We start from the raw sequence: 25,917 nt of genomic DNA on the forward strand, positions 1-25,917 counted from the left end.
GTTCACTCTACCGGATGTCCGGCGGAAAGCTCCGACCGGGGAATGGAACGGGCACGTTTGCCCCTGAAGTAGGATTGTACCCACGCATCGTCGAAGGCGAGCATGTCGTCCAGTGTCCCTTCGACCAGAACACGTTTCTGCCCGAGCACCGCGATGCGGTCACAGACAGAGAACAGGCTGTCGAGGTCGTGGGTCACCATATAGACCGTCAATCCCAGCGTATCGCGCAACTGTGCGATCAGATCATCGAATTCGGCAGCACCGATCGGATCGAGACCCGAGGTCGGTTCGTCGAGAAAGACGAGATCCGGATCGAGCGCCAGAGCGCGGGCGAGCGCCGCCCGCTTGATCATGCCGCCCGAGAGTTCGGAAGGATACTTGTCCGCCGCATCCGGACTGAGACCGACCAGCTCGATCTTCAAATAGGCGAGCTCGTCCATGAGCCATTGCGGCAGGTCCAGGTATTCACGCATCGGCAGCTGGATATTCTCCTTCACGGTCAATGAAGAGAATAGCGCGCCGTGCTGAAATAGAACCCCCAGGCGGGTATCGAGGGAGATGCGTTGTGCGTCATCCACAGTATCGTAGTCCGAACCGAGGATCTCGATCGACCCGGCCCGCCGCGGCAAAAGGCGCAACACCGTGCGCATGAGCACCGACTTGCCGGCACCGGAAGCGCCGACGAAGCCGAGAATTTCACCGCGATAGATATCGAGATTGAGCTTGTCGAGAACGATCTTCTCGCCGAAGCCAACCGTCAGGTCCTTCACCGAAAGAATGGTCTCGCGCTCGTCAGAGGGTCTCTGGTTCATCTGCCCCTCCTCAAAAATCAATGGCTGCGTAGAAGATCGCGAAGAGGCCATCCACGAGGATCACGACAAAGATCGACTTGACCACAGAGGCTGTGACGTGGCGGCCAAGAGACTCGGCACTCCCTCCGACCTTCATGCCCTCGACAGCTGCGATAATCCCGATGATCAGCGCCATGAACGGCGCCTTGATCATGCCGGTCGCAAGCGTGGAGTAATCGACCGCATCGTGCAGACGGGTGATGAAAACATCGAAGGTGATGCCGGAATATCCCCAGGCGACGACAGCTGCGCCATAAAGCGCGGCAAAATTCGCCACGATGGTCAGCAGCGGCAGCGCGATCGTCAGCGCCACGAGCCGCGGGAAGACCAGAACGCCGATCGGATTGAGGCCGATGACCTTCAGGGCATCGATCTCTTCGCGCATCTTCATCGAACCGATCTCGGCCGTAATGGCGCTTCCGGAGCGACCGGCGATCATGATCGCGGTCAAGAGGACGCCGATCTCGCGCAATTGCAGAATACTGACGAGGTCGACGACGAAGACCTCGGCGCCGAAGTAGCGGAGCTGAAAAGCGCCTTGCTGCGCAATGATCGCTCCGATCAGGAAGGACATGAGCGTGATGATCGGAACCGCCCGAACGCCCATATGGTCGAGCTGGTTGACGACCGAGGCAGGCGACACGCCTGCGCCACGGCCAAGCTTGGTTTGTGCTCCCCGAACCGCGGAGCCCAGAACGAACATCATCGCGACCAGATCGCCCCAGAGGCTGACCGTCAGACGCCCGACAGGTTCGAAGACACGCTCGAAACGGCTGCGGTGATCGACCGGCTTCTCTGGCGGCGTGACCTTTTCAGGCAGGGCTTCGATCAGATCCCGCATCTCGGGATGGGCGCCCACGATTTCGACAGACCGGCCCTGCTCGCGCCGTTCCGTCACGTAGCGGCGGATCAGCCAGGCTCCAGCCGTATCAATGCCAGAAACGGCGCTCAGATCGATCGTATCCGACCTCGGATCCTTATCGTCGACAAGTGGTCCGGCGGACTTGATCAGAGCGCTCAGGCTGGTGTTCTTCCACGTGCCGACAAGCCGGACCAGTCGACGATTGCCATCCGGCTGATCCTCGATCTCGATACGGGCGTTTTCAGGCTGAACCGGATTCAAGGTGGCGACAACTTCCATATTCGCGCCGGCTAGATCCGGTTACGCAAATCACGTGACAGATGGCTGCACACTATAACCATCGCCGACGGGAAGAAATCCTTTACGGAAAGTTAATCGCGCTTTTCCCGCCGGAATGCCGACAGCGATGGCTGCTTTGCAACAGGCCCTCGATCAAGCCGCCCGGACACCGTCTTCCTTGGCCACATCGGCAACGCTGGACGGAAGGTAAACCGGAACGAGCCGGGTGGCACGCTTCGGCGACGAAAGCGCACCGACCTTGTGGCCCCAGGAGATCAGCTCCAGCCTTCCGTCGGAATGCTCGGCGATCGCCGTACAGCTCTCCACCCAGTCTCCGGTATTGACGTAATGAATGCCGTCGATGTCTTCCATGACGGCATGGTGGATATGCCCGCAGATGACACCATCGACCTCGGCGCGCCTTGCCTCGTCGGCCACGACGCGCTGGAACTCGCCGATGAAATTGACCGCATGCTTGACCTGCAGCTTTGCCCAGGCCGAGAACGACCAGTAGGGCATGCCGAGGCGTCGGCGCACGGCGGCGAGCACGACATTGATGGCAATCGCCGTGTCATAGGCCCAGTCACCGAGATAGGCGAGCAGGCGGGCATTGCGAACGACCACATCAAATTCGTCGCCATGCAGAACGAGATATTTCTTCCCGTCCGCCATTTCATACACCATGCGCTCGGCGACCTCGATACCGCCGAAGTGGACGCCTGGAAACTCCCGCATGAATTCGTCGTGGTTGCCGGGAATGTAGACGATGCGCGTGCCCTTACGTGCCTTGCGCAGAAGCTTCTGAACAACGTCGTTGCATGGCTGGGGCCAGTACCAGCTGCGCTTGAGGCGCCAGCCATCCACGATGTCGCCGACCAGAATGATGGTATCCGCCTCGTGCGTACGCAGGAAATCCAGAAGGAAATCCGTCTTCGCGGCCTTCGATCCCAGATGCACATCCGAGATGAACAGGGTCCTGAAATGGCGTGTTTCGCTGGCTTCTTCCACGGCACGGTCCTCTTCGCTGTCTGGACAGCGCTTAATCAGACTCGTGTTTCAGTAAGATGACATTGCAAGATTTGCGGCCCAACCGTGGTTCGCTCGTGTTATCCGCGCCGGCAGGGGATCGCGGAACTAAAGTCTACCACTCGTGGCCAATTCGTGTATGACGACAGGGAGTGTGTGAAGACAGGAATTGCCGGTGAACCGATGACTTCTCAGGACAAAAACAAGCCGCAAGTGGCAAACCCGACCGCCGATCTCGACGAACAGGCGCTTTTCTATCACCGCTATCCCCGTCCCGGGAAATTGGAAATTCAGGCCACCAAGCCGCTCGGCAACCAGCGCGATCTGGCCCTCGCCTACTCGCCCGGCGTCGCAGCACCCTGTCTTGCGATCAGGGACGACCCGGCCGCCGCCGACGATTACACGGCGCGCTCCAACCTCGTCGCAGTCATCTCCAATGGCACTGCGGTTCTGGGTCTCGGAAACATCGGGCCGCTCGCCTCCAAGCCCGTCATGGAAGGCAAGGCCGTTCTCTTCAAGAAATTCGCCGGCATCGACGTCTTCGACATCGAAATCGATGCGCCTGGCGTCGATGATATGGTTTCGACCATCTCGGCACTGGAGCCGACTTTCGGCGGCATCAACCTCGAGGACATCAAGGCACCGGAATGCTTCCAGGTGGAAGACCAGCTCCGCGCCAAGATGAACATTCCGGTATTCCACGACGACCAGCATGGCACGGCGATCATCGTCGCGGCTGCGATCCTGAACGGCCTGGAACTGGCCGGCAAGTCGATCACGGACGTGAAGATCATCGCATCGGGTGCCGGTGCCGCAGCACTCGCCTGTCTCAATCTTCTCGTTATCCTCGGCGCCAAGCGTGAAAACATCTGGGTGCACGACATCGAAGGCCTCGTCTACAAGGGCCGCAACGAGTTGATGGACCCCTGGAAGGAAGTCTACGCGCAGGAGACCGACAAGCGCACGCTGTCCGAGAGCATTGGCGATGCCGACGTCTTCCTCGGCCTGTCGGCTGCGGGCGTTCTGAAGCCGGAACTGCTGGCGCGCATGGCGCCAAAGCCGCTGATCATGGCGCTCGCCAACCCGAAACCGGAAATCATGCCGGAAGAGGCCCGCGCCGCCCGTCCCGACGCGATGATCTGCACCGGTCGTTCCGACTTCCCGAACCAGGTCAACAATGTCCTGTGCTTCCCCTACATATTCAGGGGTGCGCTTGATTGCGGCGCCACCACAATCAACGAAGAGATGAAGATGGCGGCTGTGCGCGCCATCGCCGCACTCGCCCGCGAGGAAGTTTCGGAGGTCGCTGCAAAAGCCTATACGGGCGAGACCCCGACCTTCGGTCCCGATTACCTGATCCCCTCGCCTTTCGATCCGCGTCTGATCCTGCGCATTGCTCCGGCCGTTGCCAGGGCCGCCGCCGACAGCGGCGTCGCGCGCCGCCCGATTGCCGATTTCGACACCTATCTCGACCAGCTGAACCGCTTCGTCTTCCGCTCCGGCTTCGTCATGAAGCCGATCTTTGCAGCCGCCAAGACCGCATCGAACAAGCGCGTGATCTTCGCCGAGGGCGAGGACGAGCGCGTGCTGCGTGCAGCGCAGGTCCTGCTCGAAGACGGCATCGGCGAGCCGATCCTGATCGGACGCCCGCAGATCATCGAAACGCGCCTCCAGCGCTACGGACTGCGCATCAGGCCCGGCGTCGACTTCCAGCTGGTCAATCCGGAAGACGATCCGCGCTACCGTGACTATGTCGACGATTACTTCGCGCTCGTCGGCCGCGCCGGCATCAACCCGGAAGCCGCTCGCACCATCGTTCGTACCAACACCACTGTCATCGGCGCGCTGGCCGTCAAGCGCGGTGAAGCCGATGCCTTGATCTGTGGCGTCGAAGGCCGCTTCGACCGGCATCTGCGCGACGTACGCCAGATCATCGGAAAACAGGAGGGCGTTCGGGACATCTCGGGCCTCAGCCTTCTGATTTCCCAGCGCGGCGCCATTTTCTTCACTGACACCTTCGTCACGGACGATCCATGTGCCGAGGAAATCGCCGAGATGACGATGCTGGCGGCGCAGGAAATCCGCCGCTTCGGCATCGCGCCCAAGGCGGCGCTTCTGTCGCATTCCAATTTCGGCTCCCGCCCCTCGCCCAGTGCCTCGAAGATGCGCAAGGCTCTGGAGATCATCCGCACCGAGGCACCGGACCTCGAGGTGGACGGCGAAATGCAGGGCGGCTCGGCACTGTCAGAGGTGCTGCGCAAGCGCGCCATGCCGGAGAGCACGCTGACCGGTGAGGCAAACCTTCTGGTCTTCCCGAATCTCGATGCGGCAAATATCTCGCTCGGGATCATGCGGACCATGATGGATGCCCTGCATGTGGGGCCGATCCTGCTCGGCGCAGCCATGCCTGTGCATGTCCTGTCGACCTCGGTCACGTCGCGCGGCGTCGTCAACATGGCGGCACTCGCCGTCGTCGAGGCATCCCAGCCGGCCGGCTGACGGGAACATCTCCAGCTACGCGTCCATATGCCGGTTGCCGCGAAATTTGCCATCTGGACAAGCCAAAGCGGCAACCCCGACACTGCCTCCCCTCGGAATCTAGGGGCGGCGAATGGTTCAGGCAGGCGCGTATTTCGACATCTTGGATTGGCTGGAACGGCGGGAGACATGGGATCCCCCGGCGTTCCTGGCACGGCTGCAGGCGGCCTATGGCACAGGGCCGATCACCTATCTGGACGCTGTCACCAGCAACGGCCGCTTACGGCCGCAGCGCATTCTCCACAGCCAGCGGCGCGATATCCAGCTGATCGCACGGAGCCTTCAACGCAAGCCGGCCCAGGAGCAACTGTTGCGGGTCTTTTCGGCGCTCGAGCCGTTGCAGCTTGTATCCTGGCAGAACACCGGGAACTCCGACCGGGTAATGTTGGGCTATCCGCTGCCGAGCCTGCCAGGCCGGCACAATTGCCTTCTCGTGGAAAGCTCCGCTTCAAGACAGGACGTCTCGGCCTGGTGTCGCGTCCATGATCGCGACCTCCTGAGCCTGGGTGCCATCTTCAACGGCCGAATGGCCCGGTCCAAACGGCTGGCCCCTGGCGGAAAGGTCCGCAAACATCCACTCACCCGTCGTGAACGCGAGACGCTGGCCTGGATCGCGGCCGGAAAAAGCTACTGGGAGACCGCCGTCATCCTCGGAATTTCCGAGCGCACAATCCGCCATTTCATGGCCAATGCCCGCCAGAAACTCGACGTCGTCAACAATGCCCAAGCCGTCGCCGAGGCTGTCTGGCAAGATCTTATCCCCCGTCTTGCGGAGCACCAGCTGCCGTGAACCGAACCCAACCCGAAACAATATCATAGATTGCAATATTGAAACTGGACGCCACCGCCAGTTTCAGACGCCTTTGCGGAACCGCATGCTGCCAGCTCCATTCAACAAGAAGGAGAACCGCATGATCAGGATCATCAACGGCACCCGGCGAAACCAGTTTCCCGAAGACATCGACGCCATGCACAGGCTGCGCAAGCGGGTCTTCCATGACCTCCTGGGCTGGGACGTCCAGGTGCGTGACGCCTGGGAGATCGACGACTACGACCGAGCCAATCCGCTCTATGTTCTCTCCTATGGCGAGGAGGGGCGGCTGCGTGGCGCGCTGCGCCTTTTGCCGACACTGGGGCCGAACATGCTCGATGATACGTTTCCGGTCCTGCTCGGCGACCGTCCTGAGATCCGCAGCGCCGAGATCTGGGAATCCAGCCGCTTCTGCATCGACCCGGAAATCTCGCAGGATCGCGCCAGCAACCAGGTGACGATTGCCGCCGCCGAACTCATGTGTGGCGTCGGCGAATTGGGGCTGACCTCCGGCCTCAGCCACATCGTGACCGTCACAGATGTTTTCCTGGAGCGCATGTTCAAGCGGATGGGCTGCCCGGGCATTCGCATCGGCGAGCCGAAGCGCATCGGCATCGTCCAGGCGGTCGCGGTTTCCTGGGAGGTCTCCCAGGACCTGCTCGACCGCATGAAGGCCATCGCCGCGATCGACGGCAGCGTGTTGGAGCACCGGATGACGCTGACCGCAGCCCAGGCCGCCTGACCGACGAAAGGCGGTCGCTGCACGGCAAGCGGCGACCGCCAACTCAACTGTCATTTTACTTTGGGGACCGCTCCGCTATCCTGCCGGCGATCAGGGTCGTTTCGTCCCTGCACGCGACAACGGAAATACGAATTTTGCCGATCAGAATAGTCAGATCCATCACGATGATCGTCGTTCTGGGCAGCCTGTTGCCGAACGCGGCAAACGCTTCGGCGCTGTGTGAGCGTCTGCGCGATCGGCTAGTCCTCCTCCAGGAGGGCGGCACCTCGCCAGAGATCAACAGCTATGCAAGTGCGATTGCCCAGCAGAACATAGAATTGCGCAAGGCGCACCAGGACCAGCGGCGTCTCCGCTGCCTGACCTCCTCGATCGTCCAGATCAGGCCCGACGGTGGCAATGACTGCAGCGAACTGGCGCGGGCGATTTCCCGCATGGAATCCAACCGCGACATCCTTGCGGCGAGACTGGCGGATCTTCGCGAGAACCGCGTATCCGATGCGCGTGCGGCTCTGGTAACCGCACTCGAGGCGAATGGCTGCGGCTCCGACGAAACAGTCTACCCGGAAGAGGCAGGGCGCATTCCCTATCTGGATACCTTGCCGGAACCCTATCGCCCGGACCGGCAAGCGGAAGCAGCATATTCCAACGAGCCACCCCCGATCTCGTTGATGCCCGCAGGCAATGTCCGCACGCTTTGCGTCCGCACCTGCGACGGCGGCTTTTTCCCCATCTCATCCCAGACATCACCGATGAATTTTGGCCGGGACGCGGCCCAGTGTCAGCAGATGTGCCCCGGCACGGAGACCGAGCTCTTCTTTCACGCGCCTGAACGCAGCGAGACGCTCGATATGGTCTCGGCCGTCACCGGCCGCCCATATCGGGACCTGCCCAATGCATTTGTCTACCGCAACCGCCAAACGGGAACGGACCCGTCCTGCAGATGCAACATGCAGCTTTATTACCAGCGCATGACCCCACGCCAGGCGGTTCCCGACTACCAGTCGTCCATCATGGAGATCAGCCCGAATAAGGCACCAGCACCGGCGGCGATACCACCTGCACCAGAGCGCGATCTGGACGAGGCGAGCCTGAGCGTGCGTCGGGTCGGACCGGCGTTTCTGCCCCCGGACAAGGGAACCATAGACCTCAGGAACCCTGCGGCGCCCGGCCCACAGCCGCTACAGGAGTAAGCGGCGCGGAGGCCCGCTCGCCCCAATGGTCCTCGAAGACGAGGTCTTCGAGTGCGAGGCGCTGGCGCCACCCCTTCACCTCCAGTTCGGGCGCCGAATAGAGTTCATCGACATATCCAAGGCAGAGATAGCCGATGATCTGGATCCGGTCCGGAACGCCGAGGATGGCCTTCAGCTCTGCCTCGTGGAAAATGCTGACCCATCCGAGGCCGACACCTTCCGCCCGCCCAGCAAGCCAGAGGTTCTGGATTGCGCAGACGGTCGAGAAAGCGTCCATCCGGGCATCATGGGTCCGCCCGAGAACAACAGGCCCGGCGCGTTCCGGATCGCAGGTGACGCAAATGTTGAGCGGCGCCTTGCGGATGCCTTCGAGCTTCAGGGCGCGATAGGCGCTGCGACGCTCCTCGGGAAACATTTGTTCTGCCTCGGCATTCGCGCGGGCGAATGCTTCCCACACCGCATCGCGCGTTCCCGGGCTCCTGATCAGCAGGAAATTCCACGGCTGCATGAAGCCGACCGACGGCGCCGCATGGGCCGCCCCGAGCAGCCTTTGCACCACGTCATCCGGCAAGGGATCGGGCAGAAACTGGTCGCGAACGTCGCGCCGCGTATGGATGGCCCGGTAGACAGCGGCCTTGTCTTCCTCGACAAAACCCGCTGCCCGGACGAGAAATTCGTTCGGATCGTCGTGCATCGTAATCCCCACAATGCGCAACCGCCCGCCGTCCGCGCAGGCTCGGTCTATCTTGCCAGGCCGGTCTTCTGACTGGGCATCATCCAGGACGCACACCTTCCCGGATCGCTCCAGTGGTCGGGTTTCCCCTTGCGCATCATGTCCGCCTCACAGCGTTGGGCACGTGCCGGAATTGCGCCGGCTTCCCGATTCTCCTGCCTTCGGCAGGCACCTGACTGATCGCTTGTATCCCGAAGCGGCAAGCTTCGACAGGCCAAAAACGACAGGGTCAATCCTCGACCGGAAAGTAACGGACGAACGCGAAGGCCGTCCCGTCCGGCGACCAGTTCGGAACGTTGATCGAACCCTGCCCGCCGAAGAACTCGAACAGCGTCTCGACATTTCCGCCATCGGCATCCATCAGCCGAAGCCGGACCTGCTTGTCGCGGGGATGGCCGGAGACATCGGCGTCATAGGAGAGGAACAGGACCTTGCTTCCGTCTGGCGAAGGATGCGGGAACCAGTCGCCATAGCCATCGGAAGTAAGCTGCTCCAGTCCCGTGCCATCGGTGCGCATCCGCCAGATCTGCATGGTGCCGGTGCGGCTGGAATTGAAATAGATCCACTGGCCGTCGGGCGAATAATCGGGACCGTCATTGTGTCCCTCGCCAAAAGTCAGCCGCTGCTCAGACCCGCCCTTGGTCGGGATCGTGTAGATGTCGAAGGCCCCGTTCCGTTCACCGCAATAGGCAAGCACATTCCCGTCCGGCGACCAGCCATGCCAATAAGACGGCATATTCGCCGTCACCTGACGTGGCTCGTCATCCCCATCGCCGAGCAGATAGATGCAGGACTTGCCATGGAGTGTATGGTCGGAAAAGACGATCGAAGCGCCGTCAGGTGAAATTCCGTGGTCGTTGTTGAGCCGGACGGCAAAACCGGTATCGATCAGTTCCGGTGCCGGATCATCTTCGTCGAGCGGCAGTGCATAGATGAGGCCGTCGCCATTGATGACGAGGAAATCACCGTCGCGCGACCAGTTGGGCGCCTCGACGAGGTCTTCCGTCTCCCAGACAACCTCGCATTCGCGTGTCGCCATGTCGTAGATTTCGACCGAACTGCGCATCCTGGACTCCCTGTCCGCCGAAAAGCCAGCTTCAGTGGCTACGGCAAATAAACTCGATTACCCGCGCAGCACACGTTGGCAATATTGATAAAGGGCCGCAAAAGCCCGCAATTTGACGCTCACGCGCGATCCCGGAAGCGGTTCGTGATCGGATAGCGACGATCGCGTCCGAAATTCTTCTTGGTGATTTTGACGCCCGGCGCCGACTGGCGGCGCTTGTATTCGGCGAGATAGAGCAGGTGTTCGACCCGGTGCACCGTCCCAAGGTCGTGGCCGCGCGCGACGATCTCCTCGACGCCCATTTCCTTCTCGACAAGGCATTCGAGGATGTCGTCAAGGACGGGATAGGGCGGAAGCGAGTCCTGGTCGGTCTGGTTCGGACGCAGCTCCGCAGAGGGCGCCTTGGAGAGGATGTTCTGCGGGATCACCTCGCCAGACGGCCCCAGAGCGCCCGGCGGCACGTTCTGGTTCCTCCAGGCCGAGAGTGCATAGACCTGCATCTTGTAGAGGTCCTTGATCGGATTGAAGCCACCATTCATGTCGCCATAGAGCGTGGCATAGCCGACAGACATTTCCGACTTGTTGCCCGTTGTCACGACCATCGAGCCGAACTTGTTGGAGACCGCCATAAGGATCGTGCCGCGTGTACGGCTCTGCAGGTTTTCCTCGGTGATACCGCTCTCGGTGCCCTCGAACATCTCGGAGAGCGACGACAGGAAGCCTTCCACCGGCTCCTGGATGGGCACGATGTCGTAGTGGCAACCCAGCGCCTTGGCACAGGCCTCGGCATCGGCAAAGCTCTCCTGCGAGGTATAGCGATAGGGCAGCATGATCGTGCGCACCCGCTCCTCGCCGAGCGCATCCACGGCAATGGCCGCACAGATGGCCGAATCGATGCCGCCAGACAGTCCGAGCACCACGCTCTTGAACCCGTTCTTGTTGACATAGTCTCGGAAACCCAGCACGCAGGCTCGGTAGTCCGCCTCTTCCTTCTCCGGTATGCGCGACATCGGACCCTGGTCGCAGCGCCAGCCGTCATCGGAGCGTTTCCAGGTGGTGACGGAGAGCGTCTCCTCGAATTGGCTCATCTGAAAGGCGAGCGACTTGTCACCGTTGAAGGCGAAGCTCGCGCCGTCGAAAACAAGTTCGTCCTGGCCGCCAAGCTGATTGGCGAAGATGAGCGGCAGCCCGGTTTCGATGACCTGACGCAGCGCCACCTGATGGCGCACGTCGACCTTGCCGCGGTAATAGGGCGAACCATTCGGTACAAGCAGGATTTCGGCACCCGTTTCGGCCAGTGTCTCGCAGACCCCGAGATCGTTCCAGATCTCTTCGCAGATCGGCACGCCGATGCGCACGCCGCGAAAATTGACGGGACCCGGCATTTCGCCTTCCACGAAGACGCGCTTCTCGTCGAACTCTCCGTAATTCGGCAGGTCGATCTTGTCGCGGAAGGAGAGGATGCGGCCACCATCGAGAATGGCGACGGAATTATGCCGTCCCGCCTCGCCCTGGCGCGGAAACCCGACGATCACCCCCGGGCCGCCATCAGCCGTGTCGTTGGCGAGCGCTTCCACGGCCTGCAGACAGGCGGCGAGAAAGGCGGGCTTCAGGACGAGATCTTCCGGCGGATAACCGGAAATGAAGAGCTCCGTCAGCAGCAGCAGGTCAGCCCCCTGCCCGGCGGCATCGGCGCGTGCCGCACGCGCCTTGGCGAGATTGCCGGCGACGTCGCCGACAACAGGATTGCACTGTGCCACCGCGATACGCAGGACGTCTGAGATTTTCTTTGCTTCGCTCATGACACCGATTTAGCCCCTCGCAGATCGGATCGCAACGTCGCTTCTCGCAGTCGTCATCTGCCATGTCCGCAGCGGCTGACCAATCCCCCCGGAATTGTGGGAACCAAGCTTCATGCGTCACGGTTCATGTAGCATTCATGACGTTTGTGTGACACCTATGCGAAGCTTTCATGACACCGCCCATGCCCCGGAGTTCGACGTGGTTCAGACCAACCCGAAATCGATTGTTGCGAACATGTTCAACGCCGTGGGCGCGACCCGTGAACGGGAGTCCGGCGCGTCCTTTATCGTGCAGTTGCTCATTCAGTGGGTCAACACGGCGCTGATTGCTGTCGCGATCGTTTTCATCAGCGAGGTCCTTGCCCGCGGAAGCGTGACCGACATCGTCGAATACATGACCTCGTTCAACCGACCGGGTCTGGTCGCCACAGGCGTGGTCTTCCTCGTTCTCCTCTGTGCCGACGCCATGATCGGCAAGGCCCATCAATCGGCGCTCTTCGTCGGTCCCCTTCTGCTCCTGCCTGCCTTCTTTTCCGGACAGAAGCAGCAGTTCCTGTCGGACCCGCTCTTCCCGAGCGATCTCCTTTTCGGCCGCCAGATCCTGGAACTCCTGCCAGCCATGGTCGCAGCCGAGCCCTTGAAGGCCGTTGGCCTTGCGGTCGGATGCGTTGTTTTCATCGTCGCCTTCGCGGCACTGATCTGGAAGAGCCGCAAGGTCTTTCCCAAGCTGAACCTGTCGGGCCGCGGAACGCGCCTTGCCCTGTCCCTCCCGCTTCTCATCGGGTTTGCATCCCTGATGGATCCGATGACGTTTTCGGCTTTCCGCGATCGCCTCAACATCGTGCCCATGATGTGGGACCAGAAGGAAAACTATCGGCACAACGGCTTCCTCATGGCGTTTGCCTTCAACGTGCCAATGGCAAACGTCAGCGCGCCCGACGGCTACAGCAACCTGGCCATCACCGACATGCAGACCGATCTATTGCCGGCTTCCTTCTTCTCCGGACGCCAGGCCGATGTGATCGTCGTCATGAGCGAGTCCCTCTGGGATCCGACCAGGATGAGCAGCGTGCGCTACTCCGCCGATCCCATGCCGACCATCCGCGCGGCTCAATCGGGCCAGGTCTTCTCGCCCGAATTCGGCGGCATGACCGCCAATGTCGAGTTCGAGTCGCTGACCGGCTTCTCGAATGCCTTCCTGCCCTATGGCAGCATTCCCTATCAGCAGTATATTCGTCGACCGGTTCCCTCGCTCGCCACGTTTTTCCAGTCCAAGGGCTATGTGACCAAAGCCTTCCATCCCTTCCAGGGCTGGTTCTGGAACCGCACCAACGTCTATCAGTCGCTGGGCTTCGAGGAGTTCCACTCGCAAGACAACATGCCGGCCATGAGCAAGCGCGGCATCTTCGCCTCTGACGAAGACCTGACGCGCTTCATCATCAAGGAAGCAGACAATACGGATCAGCCGTTCTTCTTCTTCGCGGTCACCCTTCAGGGCCACGGCCCCTACGAGCATAACCGCTACAAGAAGAACACGATCGCGGTCGATGCGCCCACACTCTCCGAGGCCAGCACCAACTCGCTTGCAACCTATACGCAAGGGGTGAAGGAAGCCGATCAGAGCCTCAAGGCTTTGATGGACTGGGCCAAGAAGCGCCGTCGCGAGACAATCATCGTGCTCTTCGGCGACCACTTGCCGCCGCTGAATGCCGTCTACACGGAAAGCGGCTACATGGCGAACGTGGTCGCGACCCGCAAGGCATCGGTTGCCACCATGAAGCGCGAGCACGAAACGCCGCTCGTCATCTGGTCATCCAAGCGCGGCGCACAGAAGGATATCGGCTCGGTGAGCCCGTCGCAGCTGCCCTACTACATCGTCCGCATGGCTGGCTATCGTCACCCCTACTATACCGGCATGCTCGGTCGTGTCGCGGAACGCTATTCGGTCATCGACCGGCACCAGCTGATAGGCCGCAACAACAAGGCTCAGGCCGACTGGGCGATGTCCGGTCAGGTGGATCCGCTGATCCGTGACTACCGCCTGCTGCAGCACGATGTCATGTTCGGCGAGGGCTACGGAGTGGAGAGTTTCTTCCCCGAGCACACCAATCGCCAGCAGGCAGCACCGAGCAGCTGAGCTCGCGCGGCTCCCGGTCGCGGACATCCATAGACATGATTTGATGGGGGGCGCTATTGCAGCACCCCCCATTTTTGGCGTAGACTTTTTTTTATTGACCCAATCCGACCGCTGGACAGTATTTGCCCAAACTGTTCTTGGCATGGCCAAGCAGTTTACCCAAGCCCTTGATCAAATTCGAAGTTTTGAGCCGAGCCGTTACCATGCAGCTAATGACGCGTGCTGAAATTGCAGCACATCCCCTCTACCCGGACATTGAAAAGCAGATCGCACAACATCTCATTGGCATCCACATCCGGACTCCACGCATGTCCCGCCTCAAGGCTTCCCATCGGAAATGGCTGATGACACAATCCGTCTTTGCACTGGCGCTTCGCCGGAGCGAAGATGACCCGCTGTCCGGCCTGACGGCGACGCGTTTCGTTGAGACCGTGATGCGCCTGGGTGCTGCCAGCCGCAACACCGCCACCGGCTACCTCGCCGAGCTGGTCGCCTACAAGTTCCTGCGGGACGTGCCGGATGTACCGGACAAGCGAGTGCGCGTCCTGGAGCCAACAGAGCTCAGCCTCAACGGCATGCGCAGCTGGTTCAACGGCCACCTCGCCTGCCTTGACAGGCTCGATGGCGGCAATCGTGAAATGACCTCTCTGGCCGAGGAGAGGATATTCCTGATCGCCCAGCCGATCGGAGCCGACATCATGGTTTCGGATCCCCTCTGGCTGGAACCCCCTGACACGATTGGGCATTTCCTCTGGTCCGACCTCGGTGGCATCATCCTTCACGACCTCTTCTCGCGCCTCGACAATGTCGACCGGACCGCACCCGCCATCTCCTGTGGCCCGGTGACGCTGGTGGAACTGAGCGAGATGTATCAGGTCTCGACGACCAACTTGAAGCGCATGTTCAAGAAGGCCGAAACCGACGGCCTGCTCGCATGGGAGCAGCCGCGCCGACGGGGCGAGCTGCTGCTCACCAGCCGCTTCATCGAAGACTATTTCACCTGGCAGTCTGCAAAGTTCGTGGCCATCGACCAATCCTACCATCTCGCTCTGGCGCAACTGGGCAAGATCGAAAACGCAGCCGCCGCCTGACGCGCCTCAGCTGCTGCCCGCCGGGTATTGCGGTAATCCGTCGTCGATCTCGTAGAAATCGCCCTTGTCGGCGCAGTAGATGTGATAGCCTCCTTCGAGGCCTGTCGGATTGGGAAACAATCCGGCCATCAGCGACATCCTTTGCTCGCCGTCCGCCTTCCAGTAGAGTGGTGAGCCGCAATCCCGGCAGAAGGCGCGCTCGGCGCCGGGGCTCGCCCGGAACGCTCCGATCCTGTCGCGCCCGCTGATCTCGACCTCGCTCAGGGCGGCATCCGTCGTTGCATAGTAAAGACCCGTCTGTCGCCGGCATTGCGTACAATGGCAATAGCTGACTGGCCCGAGTTTACCCGTGACCGTGATCGTTACTGCGCCACACAGGCAACGCCCTGTCTTGTCGTCCGTCATGCTCACCTCCAAAACGAGAACCGGGCGAGCTTCGATGAAGCCCGCCCGGTCGTCAAACTCGGATTACTGAACCTATGTGTCAGCCGTTCGCAACCATCATGCGCTTCTCGTCACGACCGCTCTTCATCCGCTCGGCGAGCAGGAAGGCGAGTTCAAGCGCCTGGTCGGCATTGAGACGCGGATCGCAATGGGTGTGGTAACGGTCGGCCAGATCATTGCCCGTCACGGCACGCGCACCACCGGTGCATTCGGTGACATCCTTGCCAGTCATTTCGATATGGATGCCGCCCGGATGCGAGCCTTCCGCACGGTGAATCTGGAAGAAGCTCTCGACTTCCGACAAGATCCGCTCGAACGGGCGCGTCTTGTAGTTGTTGAGGGTGATCGTGTTGCCATGCATCGGATCGCAGGACCAGACGACCTTGCGGCCCTCGCGCTCGACGGCGCGGATGAGACGCGGCAGGTGCTCTGCGACCTTGTCGTGACCGAAGCGGCAGATCAGGGTCAGGCGGCCGGCTTCGTTCTGCGGGTTCAGGATGTCGATCAGGTTCAGAAGATCGTCCGCCTGGAGAGACGGGCCACACTTCAGACCGATCGGGTTCTTGATGCCCCGGCAATATTCCAGATGTGCATGGTCCGCCTGGCGGGTACGGTCGCCGATCCAGATCATGTGACCGGACGTTGCATACCAGTCACCGGACGTGGAATCGACGCGCGTCAGCGCCTCTTCATAACCGAGAAGCAGGGCTTCGTGGCTGGTGAAGAAATCGGTCTCGCGCAGGCTCGGATTGTTCTCCGAGGTGATGCCCACGGCCTTCATGAAGTCCATGGTCTCGGAAATGCGGTCGGCGAGCTTGCGGTAGCGCTCGGCCTGGGGCGAGTCCTTGATGAAACCGAGCATCCACTGATGCACGTTCTCAAGATTGGCATAACCACCCATGGCGAAGGCGCGCAGCAGGTTCAGCGTGGCCGCCGACTGGCGATAGGCCATCAACTGGCGTTCCGGATTCGGAATGCGTGCGTCTTCGGTGAATTCGATGCCGTTGATGATATCGCCACGGTAGCTCGGCAGCTCGACATCACCGATCTTTTCCATGTCGGACGAACGCGGCTTGGCGAACTGGCCGGCGATACGCCCGACCTTCACCACCGGCAACTGCGCACCGAAGGTCAGGACGACGGCCATCTGCAGGAAGGCGCGGAAGAAGTCGCGGATGTTGTCGGCGCCATGTTCGGCGAAGCTTTCGGCACAATCACCGCCCTGCAGCAGGAAGGCCTCGCCTTCAGCGACCTGGGCCAGCGACTTCTTCAAGCGACGGGCTTCGCCCGCAAAGACCAGCGGCGGATAGGTCGAAAGCTGATGCTCGGCAGCCTTCAACGCGTCGAGGTCCGGATAGGACGGAACCTGCTTGATCGCCTTCTGTCTCCAGCTGCTCGGGGTCCAATTCTGCGCCATGGTCGTCACCTGTCTAATACTGGTTGCGGCAACCTCCCGGCCGCATGGGATGGGGGCTTATAAACGGTTAATCACCGCTTGGAAAGGCGTTGTTTAGGCTCTTCGGAACCTCATGGGCCACCTGCGACGACTGGGAATGCTCTGCAAAACCAGGCGCAGTCCTGTGACTTGGAAACCCGAGATTGAATTTACCTTCACGTAAACGTAATCTGCGAACCGGCATTCGGAACGGGAGGTTCGACATGAAACCGCATCATATGGAACGATCGGACATTGCCTTCGAGGCGTCGGACCGCTTTCCGTTGCACGCAACGCTTTTCCGCGGATCAGGGGATGGCCCCCTCGCCCTGATTTCCTCTGCCGCTGCCGTGCCGCGCGGCTTCTATGCCAAATTTGCAGAGCACCTCGTCTTGCGCCACGGCTTTCGGGCGGCATTGACCTATGACTATCGCGGCGTCGCCGGCTCCCAGGCGCCGAGCAGTTGGAAACGTCCGCTCCTGATGCGCGACTGGGCCCATTTCGACATGCCGGCCGCCCTTCATCGGCTGGAACTTGAAGCACCGGAGCACCGCATGGTCGGCATCGGCCAGTCCTTCGGCGGCCAGGTTCTGGCGCTGGGCGGACGGGCCGAGAGATTTTCCCGCTATCTGATGGTCGCGACAATGACCGGCTACTGGGGCAATACCAAGCCGCGCTTCCGGGTCTTCAGCCAGATGAATCTCGTCGGCGTGCCCTTGGCAGTCCTACTCGGCAAGGTGCCCGGTCGAGCTGGTCTCGGACAAACCCTGCCCGGCAGCGTCTATCGCGAATGGGCACGTTGGGGTCGGCATCCCGACTATTTCTTCGCCGATCCAACGATGGATGCGGCGCGCCGTTTCGCAGAGGTCCAGACGCCCATTCTCGCAATCGGCCTCACCGACGACCCCTGGGGCACGCCGAAAGCACAGCATGCCCTGCTGAAGTACTACAGCCGGGCACCGACCGAGATTCGCTGGATTTCACCGATTGAGGCCGGCGGGGCGGTCGGCCATCTCGGCTTCTTCCGCTCAGCCTTCCGGGACACATTGTGGGACCCCGCGATCGACTGGATCAAGCAGAGCTGACTACCGCAGCGCAACACGGTTACCCACACAATTCACAGCCCGCAACCCGGCCGTCCTTCAGCAATATCTTGCAAAGCGCGGCCTTCATGACAGCATGCAATGTCAGCAGACGCACGGCCAAAGCACCATACCTGCCAGAGGTTAGCTCCGCGCAAGCCTCGCCCTCTACCTCGATCCACGGGGGCGTAATGTTGTGTTTGGGAAGACTTTGTAGCTTCCCGTGTGATCATGAGGATCGTGTGATGGCGTATGATTGGACCGGCGTCCAAACCCGCAAAAACCGCAGGCTTCGTATAGCACTGCTTTCTTTGCTGACCCTTGCCGCGCTATCGGCACCAGTCCTGGGTCTGGATCTCATCTCGATACTCTGATTTCGCCCGGCGGACCTCTTTCGAGGCCCGCCTGACCAGACTCGTTTCGGATGAAATGGCGACGGGTCAGACCCGCTCGCCGTTCCGGACCCGATAGCTCGGATTGTACATGGTCACCAACTCCTCCGCGGCAGTCGGGTGTACCGCCATGGTGCGATCGAAGTCGTCCTTGGTGCAACCGGCCTTGAGCGTGATCCCGAGAAGTTGCGCCATTTCGCCGGCGTCGTGGCCGAGAATATGGGCGCCGACCACCTTGCGGTCGGCAGCATTGACGATCAGCTTCATGATCATCTTTTCGGCCCGACCGGAAAGTGTCGCCTTCATCGGGCGGAATTGGGCGCGATAAACCTCGATCTCCTCGAATTTCTTCGCGGCGGCCTCTTCGGAAAGTCCAACCGTGCCGATTTCCGGCTGCGAAAAGACCGCGGTTGCGATCAGCTCGTGATCCGGCGAGGTCGGATTGTTCTTGTATTCCGTTTCAATGAAGCACATCGCCTCGTGGATCGCGACAGGCGTGAGCTGCACGCGATCGGTCACGTCACCAAGTGCAAAGATGCTCTGCACGTTCGTGCGAGAATACTGATCGACCACGATCGCGCCACGTTCGTTCGTCTCGACGCCTGCGGCCTCGAGCCCGAGCCCCGTCGTGTTCGGATCGCGTCCAAGCGCCAGCATCACCTGTTCGACCACGAGACGACCATTGTTGATCGTCTCAACTTCGAGATTCCCCGCAGCCGACTTCGACACCTTCTGCACATGGTCATGGCAAAGGATGCGGATGCCCTTGTCGACCATCGCCTCGTGCAGCCCACGGCGCATGTCCTGATCGAAGCGGCTGAGGATCTCCGCGCCGCGATAGATCAGCGTGGTCTCGACGCCGAGCCCGTGAAAGATGTTGGCGAATTCCACCGCAATATAACCACCCCCAGCGATCAGGATGGACCGCGGCAATGTCGCGAGGTGGAAGGCTTCATTGGAGGATATGCAGTGCTCATAGCCCGGCAGCGCGGCATGCGGGTTGGGGGCGCCACCAACGGCAACCACGATGCGTTCGGCCGTCACCTCCCGGCCGGACTTGACCAGACGAATGCTGTTCGGGCCGGTGAGCTCGGCACGTGTCTCGAGGATCTCCACACCGGCACCATCCAGCCCCTTGCGGTAGAGGCCCTCCAGACGATCGATTTCCTTGTCTTTGGCCGCAATCAACGACGGCCAGTCGAACGAGCTCTTGCCGACGGTCCAGCCGTAGCCGACCGCATCCTCGAAATGCTCGTGGAACTGCGAAGCATAGACGAACAGCTTCTTCGGCACGCAGCCTCTGATGACGCAGGTTCCACCGAAACGGTACTCTTCCGCGATTGCCACCTTCTTGCCGAGCGAAGCGGCCACGCGGGCACTGCGAACCCCGCCGGAGCCACCGCCGATGACGAAGAGGTCATAGTCGTACTGGCTCATGGGATCTCCTTGCCCGCTCGGGCGCTTGCTGAAACTGCATCTGATATAGGAAGTGGAACCACAAAAAGAAAAGCCCGGGACGACGCCCGGGCTCGAATATCCAATCGGATTCTACTAGGGCTTCGGCGCTTCGGCCGCTGCCGGCTGCTCGGCCTGAACCTGGGCAAGCAGGGCGGCATTCGCCTGCTGCTCGAGATCGCGGGCAATGCCGGCGGTCCAGATATCGGCAGCTTTCAGAAGTTCACGCGTCGCGATCGGGCCGTCCTTCAGAAGCTTCTTGCCGGTTTCGCTGCCATAGAACGCCGTGATCTGGTTCAGTTCTTCAGCCGTGAACGCCTTGGCGTAAACAAGCGCTGCTTCGCGTTCCAGGTCGGCACGGCGAGCGGCGAGCTTGAGGGCTTCTTCCTCGACCTTGACAGAGATGACGTCCTGCAGGTTCGGGTAGGCCTGGATGAGCTGGGCCGTCAGTCGATCCATGATGCTTGGCAGGATCGCGTCGAAGCGGTTCGTGACGCCGAGCGCGCTGATCGCCTCGCGTGCCGACTGCAGGTGCTCGGCCGGCACGTCCTGTGCCTTCGCCGAAACGGCACCAAGCGCAAGGCTACCGGCGATGACGGTGATCGAGGCAAGGCGGCCCATACCCGTAAAGCTGATCATGAAATTCAATGCTCCTGTTAGTTCTTCGGCTCCATCACCCTTGCCCCCGCCGGTCCGGCGATGATCGCGAGCGATGCCAAGTTTATGAAAAGGCCGTGTTCCACCACGCCGGGGATTTGATTGAGCCGGCTTGCAAGAGCGTCTGCATCAGGAATGCGGCCAAAAGATGCGTCAAGAATGAGGTGTCCACCATCGGTCATGAACAGGCTTTCGTCGGAACGGGTCCGGAGCATCATCGGCCCGCTGAGACCGAGCTCCGCGGCCAGCCGTTCGATCGCAAGCCGGGTGGAGGCCTGCCCGAACGGGTTGATCTCGATCGGCAAAGGGAAGGCGCCGAGCGTGTCGACCAGCTTTGTCTCGTCGGCGATCACAATCATGCGCTTTGAAGCCGCAGCGACGATCTTTTCACGCAGCAGCGCACCACCGCCACCCTTGATCAACCTGAAACCGGTGTCGATCTCATCGGCGCCATCGATGGTCAGATCGAGCTCGGGCAATTCGTCCAGTGACTTCAGCGGCACGCCGAGTTCGACGCAGAGACGCGCGGTGCGCTCCGACGTCGGCACGCCTTCAACATTCAGGCCCCCGGCAACCTTTTCCGCCAGCAACCGAACGAATTCTTCCGCGGTTGAACCAGTTCCGATCCCGAGACGCATGCCGTCTTCGACATGCTCCAGCGCCGCAGCTGCGGCCTTGATCTTCATTTCACGGGCGTCCATGCGCCGAAAGCTCCCGTCCGTTTCGTTGGATGCTGTTTACACGCCTCCTTGGCCGAGTGAAAGCCCCGCATCGCCATGCGGCGTTGCCTTTTCAGAGGATTTCCCCTACCCCCGGCGGCACTGATCAGTTCGCAAGGGAGCTTCGTCTTGACCGCAACGACCATCGTCTTCGACCTCGACGGAACCCTGATCGATACGGCACCCGATCTTGTCGAAAGCCTCAACCACACGATTGCAACGCGTGACCTGCAGCCGGTGGGCTACGAAGACCTTACCCATCTCGTTGGCCAGGGCGCACGCGTTATGATCCAGCGCGCATTTGCTTTGCGCGGTGCGCCATTGCCGGACGAAGATATCCCTGCCCTGCTCGATTGCTTCATCGATCACTACGAAGCCGGCATGCCGGGCAAGAGCCGCCCCTATCCGGGCCTCGTCGAAGCCCTCGAGCGATTGCGCGCCGCAGGCTTCAGGATGGCCGTCTGCACCAACAAGATGGAACGCTTGGCGCTTCCCCTGGTCGAGCGCCTGGAGCTCACCTCCTATTTCACGGCAATCGCGGGCGGCGACACTTTCGCCTTTCGCAAGCCGGACCCGGCGCATATTCTCGCGACCGTCGAGCGGGCTGGCGGCACGCCCGACAAGGTGCTGATGATCGGCGACAGCATCAACGACATCCTGGCGGCCCGAAATGGCGACATCCCCTCGATCGCCGTGAATTTCGGCTATTCGGACGTGCCGGTGGAAGAACTCGGCGCCTCGCATGTGATCGGGCACTTCAACGAACTGACCGTCGAACTCGTCGAGCGGCTGACCCGCTGAACCCATCCTCGAAAACGAGAAATGGCGGACCAGCGGCCCGCCATTTCAGGTTTTCGGCTTTCGTCCGGTACAATCAGGCGCGCGGCGCGCGTGCATCCGTCGTCGCCTTGAAGGCCTTGGCAGTGTAGCCGTCACGGCCGTAGACATCGTCGAAATACTCGACGACACCGTCACCGTTCGGCCAGGCCGTGAAATAGGACACATAGACCGGGATCTTCTGCGGCACCTGGACGGCGCGGTTCTGCCCCGATGCGATCTGCTTGCCGATCTCCTCGACCGTCGTGCCCATGACGGCCGCCGCCATCACGCGCGGCTCGGCCAGACGAACGCAGCCATGGCTGAGTGCCCGCATATCCCGACTGAAATAGCTCTTCGACGGCGTGTCATGCATGTAGATGGCATGTTCATTGGGGAAGAGGATCTTCAACTCGCCCAGCGCATTGTCGCCACCCGGCGGCTGGCGGACATCGACGGCATGGGTGGCGTTCCAGTCAACCTGGCTCGACGCAACCTTGCGACCTCCATAGGACACTTCATAGCCCAGACGGTCGAGATAGGACGGATCGGCCCTGAGCTTGGGCAGCATTTCGTTGACGATGATCGACTTCGGAACGCCCCAATAGGGATTGAATTCGACAGTCTGGATCTGGTCCTGGAAGAAATAGGTCTGGTTGGCCCTCGACCCGACGACCACCCGCATCGAAACCTCTTCCTTGCCTTCGTTGAAGTAGGAGGCACGGAAGGAGGGTGCGTTGATGAAGACGTAGCGCGATCCGAGATCGGCCGGCAGCCAGCGCACGGCTTCCATCGCGACCTGCAGCTTAGCGATCTTCTCGGCATTGCTGTGTCCGGTCATGGCGCGAATGGTGGCAGGTCCGACGACACCATCCGGCTTCAGCCGCTTTTCCTTCTGGAACGCTTCGATCAGCGCCACCAGTTCGGGCGTGTATTCCGGTGTATTGGTGTAGGCAGAAAGCGTGGCCGCGTGGCCGGTCAGGATAGCATCGGACGCCACCTGCTTCAGGGCACCCACCACATTAGCGAGTTCCGGATTGCTCTGCCCGGGCTTCAGCAGCGTGCCCGGCGCAATGGTGATCCGCTGCGTCGAGGCCTGCGCATCCTCGACCCGCAGGCGGGCCAGCTCGTCGCGCAGGGCAACGAATTGCGGGCTCTTCGGATCGCGATTGCGCAGATAGGCGGCGACATCGGGGCTCTTCCGCAGCATGTCGAGCACCGGGGCAAGGTTCACACTCTTGCGCTTGAAGTCGTAGTACCCGGAGATTTTATTGGGATCGATCCGGCCGCGGCCCGTATCTTGCACATAGGTCAGGACCTTTGCCGAAAGGGCGATCTCGAACGCCATCAGCTCGCGCTGACGCTTCTCCGGATCGGCGGCATCGACTGTCTCGGACGGCAGGGTCACCGCATAGTCATCGGGAGAAAGACCAACTGCATCGGCCGAAGCGAGCGCCTCGATCATCGCATGGCCGCGATCGGAAACGACCTCGCCATCCGTCCAGATCAGCGGCGCATTGGACTTGCCATAATAGGCCTCGACGGTCTTTGCGACCTCGTCCGTGGCCCGGACGGAAACCTCGGAAAGGAAACGACGTGCGCCCAGGACCTCTTGGGTCGCAGGTGCCTCAGCGGTGCCAGCGCCCGGCTCCGCAGCCGGCAGCTTGATCTTGATGGCGCGCTGCGCCTCCGGCTTATAGGTGTGGTACTGCGGGCCAGTCACCTTCGGCAACGGCTCGGGATCTCCCATCTCGAGCCCGCCGCGGGCCTGTTGCTCCAGCGAGGCGGGAGCAGACTGCTGCTTGGTCTGGCGACCCGGGCCGCCGCGGAGCAGATCGAGAAGCGTCGTGGCAGTGGCCTCACCCGGCAAGGTCCCGACGGCAGTCGTCGCAGCGAGGAGCGCTGTGACTACGAATTTTGTCTTTCTCGTCATTCTCTGTTCCATTTCCCGGTCGAAGTCTGGACGGACTTGCGGCGCATGCGGATGTTGCGCGGATCACTAGCCCATCGGCTTTTCATTGAAAAGTTGAACGGTGACATAGACCTCCGCCCGGCAACGGCAACCTAGCCTAACCCGACCCGTGATCGCAGCCACCGCCTCGACGCAAACTAAATGGAAACATTCGTTAAATTTTGATTGACGTTAACAAAACCTGTACCGTGCCGCCCCGTATGCCCCCAGAAAACGGCAGACAATTTGTCGTGACACGTGCTGAAAACGACACAGCTGCAGGTCAAGAACGCCCCCGCCGACTCGGCGCAGAATTACTTGACACCGACGCTCCAATTATATTGATCGGCTTGCAAGCGGCCTGCAGCCACCTAAATGCAGGAAGAATTCGCGGCGCCAGCCAGAGCAACTGTCAAAGGCAGGACATCAGATGAAAAACCGTACTGAAACCGACACTTTTGGCCCGATCGAGGTCTCCTCCGATCGCTATTGGGGCGCCCAGGCGCAACGCTCACTCGGCAACTTCAAGATCGGCTGGGAGAAGCAGCCTCTGCCGGTCGTTCGCGCACTCGGCATCGTCAAGCAGGCAGCCGCACGCGCAAACATGGCGCTCGGCAAGCTGGACCCGGCCATCGGCGACACCATCGTCGCGGCAGCGCAAGAGGTGATCGACGGCAAGTTGAACGAGCACTTCCCGCTTGTCGTCTGGCAGACCGGCTCCGGCACCCAGTCCAACATGAACGCCAACGAGGTGATCTCCAACCGCGCGATCGAGATGTTGGGCGGTGAAATGGGATCCAAGAAGCCGGTTCATCCCAACGACCATGTCAACATGAGCCAGTCGTCGAACGATACCTATCCGACAGCCATGCATATCGCCGCAGCCGAGCATGTCGTCCACCACCTGCTGCCGGCCCTGAAACACCTGCACGCGGCTCTTGACGCCAAGGCCAAGGCCTTTGACCACATCATCAAGATTGGCCGGACCCACACGCAGGATGCAACGCCGCTGACGCTCGGCCAGGAATTTTCCGGCTACGCTGCCCAGGTCGCCTCGTCGATCAAGCGGATCGAGATTACCCTGCCGGGGCTCTACGAGCTCGCCCAGGGTGGAACGGCCGTCGGAACAGGGCTGAATGCACCCATTGGCTTTGCCGAAAAGGTGGCCGAGGAAATTTCGAAGATCACTGCCCTGCCCTTTGTCACCGCACCGAACAAGTTCGAGGCGCTCGCGGCCCACGACGCCATGGTCTTCGCCCATGGGGCAATCAATGCGGCGGCCGTCGCGCTCTTCAAGATCGCCAACGACATCCGCTTCCTCGGCTCCGGTCCCCGTGCCGGCCTCGGCGAACTGGCCCTGCCGGAGAACGAGCCGGGCTCCTCGATCATGCCCGGCAAGGTCAACCCGACCCAGTCGGAGGCGATGACCCAGGTCTGCGCGCACATCTTCGGAAACCAGGCGGCCATTACCTTTGCCGGCAGCCAGGGCCATTTCGAGCTCAACGTCTACAATCCGATGATGGCCTATAATTTCCTGCAGTCGGTCCAGCTCCTGGGCGATGCTGCGGTCTCCTTCACCGACAACTGCGTCGTCGGTATCGAGGCCCGCGAGGACAATATTCGCAAGGGCGTGGAGAATTCGCTGATGCTGGTGACCGCGCTCAACAGCCGCCTCGGCTATGACACCTGCGCCAAGATCGCCAAGACCGCCCATAAGAACGGTACGACCTTGCGTGAGGAAGCGGTCGGCGGAGGTTACCTCACCAATGAGGAGTTCGACCAGTTCGTGCGTCCGGAACTGATGATCGGACCGCAGTGACAAAACGGCAATGCGGCGG

General features: G+C 61.2%; 21 protein-coding genes and 1 riboswitch. Of the genes, 9 read left to right on the forward strand and 12 right to left on the reverse strand.

Going from position 1 to position 25,917, the window contains the following annotated elements; all coding sequences use genetic code 11:
* Window positions 1-2: 2 nt before the first annotated feature.
* The 3 genes from QTL56_RS05885 to QTL56_RS05895 all read right to left on the reverse strand — a co-directional run bounded on the left by QTL56_RS05885 (window position 3) and on the right by QTL56_RS05895 (window position 3,000).
* Window positions 3-812: an ABC transporter ATP-binding protein gene (locus QTL56_RS05885; RefSeq protein WP_229575669.1), complete on the reverse strand. Its 810-nt coding sequence runs from the start codon at window positions 810-812 to the stop codon at window positions 3-5.
* Window positions 813-822: 10 nt separating this feature from the next.
* Window positions 823-1,992: an ABC transporter permease gene (locus tag QTL56_RS05890; RefSeq protein WP_245136706.1), complete on the reverse strand. Its 1,170-nt coding sequence runs from the start codon at window positions 1,990-1,992 to the stop codon at window positions 823-825.
* A 153-nt stretch (window positions 1,993-2,145) separates the two neighbouring features.
* Window positions 2,146-3,000, reverse strand: coding sequence for a UDP-2,3-diacylglucosamine diphosphatase (locus QTL56_RS05895; RefSeq protein WP_245136705.1), 855 nt, complete (start codon window positions 2,998-3,000; stop codon window positions 2,146-2,148).
* Between the two features lie 201 nt (window positions 3,001-3,201).
* On the opposite strand from QTL56_RS05895, the gene QTL56_RS05900 reads away from it, so the two are divergent.
* From QTL56_RS05900 to QTL56_RS05915, 4 genes are all read left to right on the forward strand, one after another.
* The gene (locus tag QTL56_RS05900; RefSeq protein ID WP_245136704.1) at window positions 3,202-5,517 is read left to right on the forward strand and encodes an NADP-dependent malic enzyme; all 2,316 of its coding nucleotides are present in this window, start codon (window positions 3,202-3,204) and stop codon (window positions 5,515-5,517) included.
* 112 nt (window positions 5,518-5,629) lie between these two features.
* Entirely contained in the window at window positions 5,630-6,346 is a 717-nt protein-coding gene (locus QTL56_RS05905; protein ID WP_245136703.1) for a helix-turn-helix transcriptional regulator, read from the forward strand.
* A 121-nt stretch (window positions 6,347-6,467) separates the two neighbouring features.
* The gene (locus QTL56_RS05910; RefSeq protein ID WP_229575674.1) at window positions 6,468-7,109 is read left to right on the forward strand and encodes an acyl-homoserine-lactone synthase; all 642 of its coding nucleotides are present in this window, start codon (window positions 6,468-6,470) and stop codon (window positions 7,107-7,109) included.
* 164 nt (window positions 7,110-7,273) lie between these two features.
* The gene (locus QTL56_RS05915; protein WP_245136702.1) at window positions 7,274-8,299 is read left to right on the forward strand and encodes a DUF2865 domain-containing protein; all 1,026 of its coding nucleotides are present in this window, start codon (window positions 7,274-7,276) and stop codon (window positions 8,297-8,299) included.
* Here QTL56_RS05915 and bluB read toward each other — a convergent pair.
* The 3 genes from bluB to QTL56_RS05930 form a co-directional block, all read right to left on the reverse strand.
* On the reverse strand, window positions 8,256-8,993 hold the full coding sequence (bluB, locus tag QTL56_RS05920) for a 5,6-dimethylbenzimidazole synthase (protein WP_245136701.1): 738 nt from the start codon (window positions 8,991-8,993) through the stop codon (window positions 8,256-8,258). The two genes, QTL56_RS05915 and bluB, sit on opposite strands and share 44 nt — an antisense overlap.
* A 41-nt stretch (window positions 8,994-9,034) precedes the next feature.
* Window positions 9,035-9,223: riboswitch (cobalamin riboswitch) on the reverse strand.
* A 38-nt stretch (window positions 9,224-9,261) separates the two neighbouring features.
* Window positions 9,262-10,098: a TolB family protein gene (locus QTL56_RS05925; RefSeq protein ID WP_245136700.1), complete on the reverse strand. Its 837-nt coding sequence runs from the start codon at window positions 10,096-10,098 to the stop codon at window positions 9,262-9,264.
* A gap of 119 nt (window positions 10,099-10,217) precedes the next feature.
* Window positions 10,218-11,900, reverse strand: coding sequence for an NAD+ synthase (locus tag QTL56_RS05930; protein ID WP_229575678.1), 1,683 nt, complete (start codon window positions 11,898-11,900; stop codon window positions 10,218-10,220).
* A gap of 199 nt (window positions 11,901-12,099) precedes the next feature.
* Between QTL56_RS05930 and QTL56_RS05935 the strand changes: the two genes are divergently transcribed.
* Both QTL56_RS05935 and QTL56_RS05940 read left to right on the forward strand, forming a co-directional pair.
* Window positions 12,100-14,037 carry an LTA synthase family protein gene (locus QTL56_RS05935; protein ID WP_245136699.1) on the forward strand — a complete coding sequence of 646 codons (1,938 nt, stop codon included), beginning with the start codon at window positions 12,100-12,102 and terminating at the stop codon, window positions 14,035-14,037.
* Between the two features lie 344 nt (window positions 14,038-14,381).
* On the forward strand, window positions 14,382-15,128 hold the full coding sequence (locus QTL56_RS05940) for a hypothetical protein (protein WP_245136698.1): 747 nt from the start codon (window positions 14,382-14,384) through the stop codon (window positions 15,126-15,128).
* A 6-nt stretch (window positions 15,129-15,134) separates the two neighbouring features.
* Here QTL56_RS05940 and QTL56_RS05945 read toward each other — a convergent pair whose 3' ends face one another.
* Together QTL56_RS05945 and QTL56_RS05950 are read right to left on the reverse strand one after the other, a co-directional pair.
* Window positions 15,135-15,533, reverse strand: a complete 399-nt coding sequence (locus QTL56_RS05945; protein ID WP_245136697.1) for a GFA family protein — start codon at window positions 15,531-15,533, stop codon at window positions 15,135-15,137.
* Between the two features lie 79 nt (window positions 15,534-15,612).
* Window positions 15,613-16,989, reverse strand: coding sequence for a class II 3-deoxy-7-phosphoheptulonate synthase (locus QTL56_RS05950; RefSeq protein ID WP_245136696.1), 1,377 nt, complete (start codon window positions 16,987-16,989; stop codon window positions 15,613-15,615).
* A 242-nt stretch (window positions 16,990-17,231) separates the two neighbouring features.
* On the opposite strand from QTL56_RS05950, the gene QTL56_RS05955 reads away from it, so the two are divergent.
* Window positions 17,232-18,092 (forward strand): alpha/beta hydrolase family protein, encoded by an 861-nt coding sequence (locus tag QTL56_RS05955; protein ID WP_245136695.1) that lies wholly within the window; start codon window positions 17,232-17,234, stop codon window positions 18,090-18,092.
* A 437-nt stretch (window positions 18,093-18,529) separates the two neighbouring features.
* Here QTL56_RS05955 and gor read toward each other — a convergent pair whose 3' ends face one another.
* The 3 genes from gor to rpiA form a co-directional block, all read right to left on the reverse strand.
* Window positions 18,530-19,918: a glutathione-disulfide reductase gene (gor, locus tag QTL56_RS05960; RefSeq protein ID WP_245136694.1), complete on the reverse strand. Its 1,389-nt coding sequence runs from the start codon at window positions 19,916-19,918 to the stop codon at window positions 18,530-18,532.
* A gap of 114 nt (window positions 19,919-20,032) precedes the next feature.
* Entirely contained in the window at window positions 20,033-20,575 is a 543-nt protein-coding gene (locus QTL56_RS05965; protein WP_229575685.1) for a DUF2059 domain-containing protein, read from the reverse strand.
* 17 nt (window positions 20,576-20,592) lie between these two features.
* A complete protein-coding gene (gene rpiA, locus QTL56_RS05970; protein ID WP_245136693.1) occupies window positions 20,593-21,294 on the reverse strand; it encodes a ribose-5-phosphate isomerase RpiA in 702 nt (233 codons plus the stop codon).
* A 147-nt stretch (window positions 21,295-21,441) separates the two neighbouring features.
* On the opposite strand from rpiA, the gene QTL56_RS05975 reads away from it, so the two are divergent.
* Window positions 21,442-22,113, forward strand: a complete 672-nt coding sequence (locus tag QTL56_RS05975) for an HAD family hydrolase (protein WP_245136692.1) — start codon at window positions 21,442-21,444, stop codon at window positions 22,111-22,113.
* A gap of 73 nt (window positions 22,114-22,186) precedes the next feature.
* Here QTL56_RS05975 and QTL56_RS05980 read toward each other — a convergent pair whose 3' ends face one another.
* Window positions 22,187-24,061: a L,D-transpeptidase family protein gene (locus tag QTL56_RS05980; RefSeq protein ID WP_245136691.1), complete on the reverse strand. Its 1,875-nt coding sequence runs from the start codon at window positions 24,059-24,061 to the stop codon at window positions 22,187-22,189.
* Window positions 24,062-24,509: 448 nt separating this feature from the next.
* Between QTL56_RS05980 and fumC the strand changes: the two genes are divergently transcribed.
* The gene (fumC, locus tag QTL56_RS05985; protein WP_245136690.1) at window positions 24,510-25,898 is read left to right on the forward strand and encodes a class II fumarate hydratase; all 1,389 of its coding nucleotides are present in this window, start codon (window positions 24,510-24,512) and stop codon (window positions 25,896-25,898) included.
* Window positions 25,899-25,917 lie beyond the last annotated feature (19 nt).

The sequence above is a fragment of the Peteryoungia algae genome, assembly GCF_030369675.1.
GTDB classification, from domain to species: Bacteria; Pseudomonadota; Alphaproteobacteria; order Rhizobiales; family Rhizobiaceae; genus Allorhizobium; species Allorhizobium algae.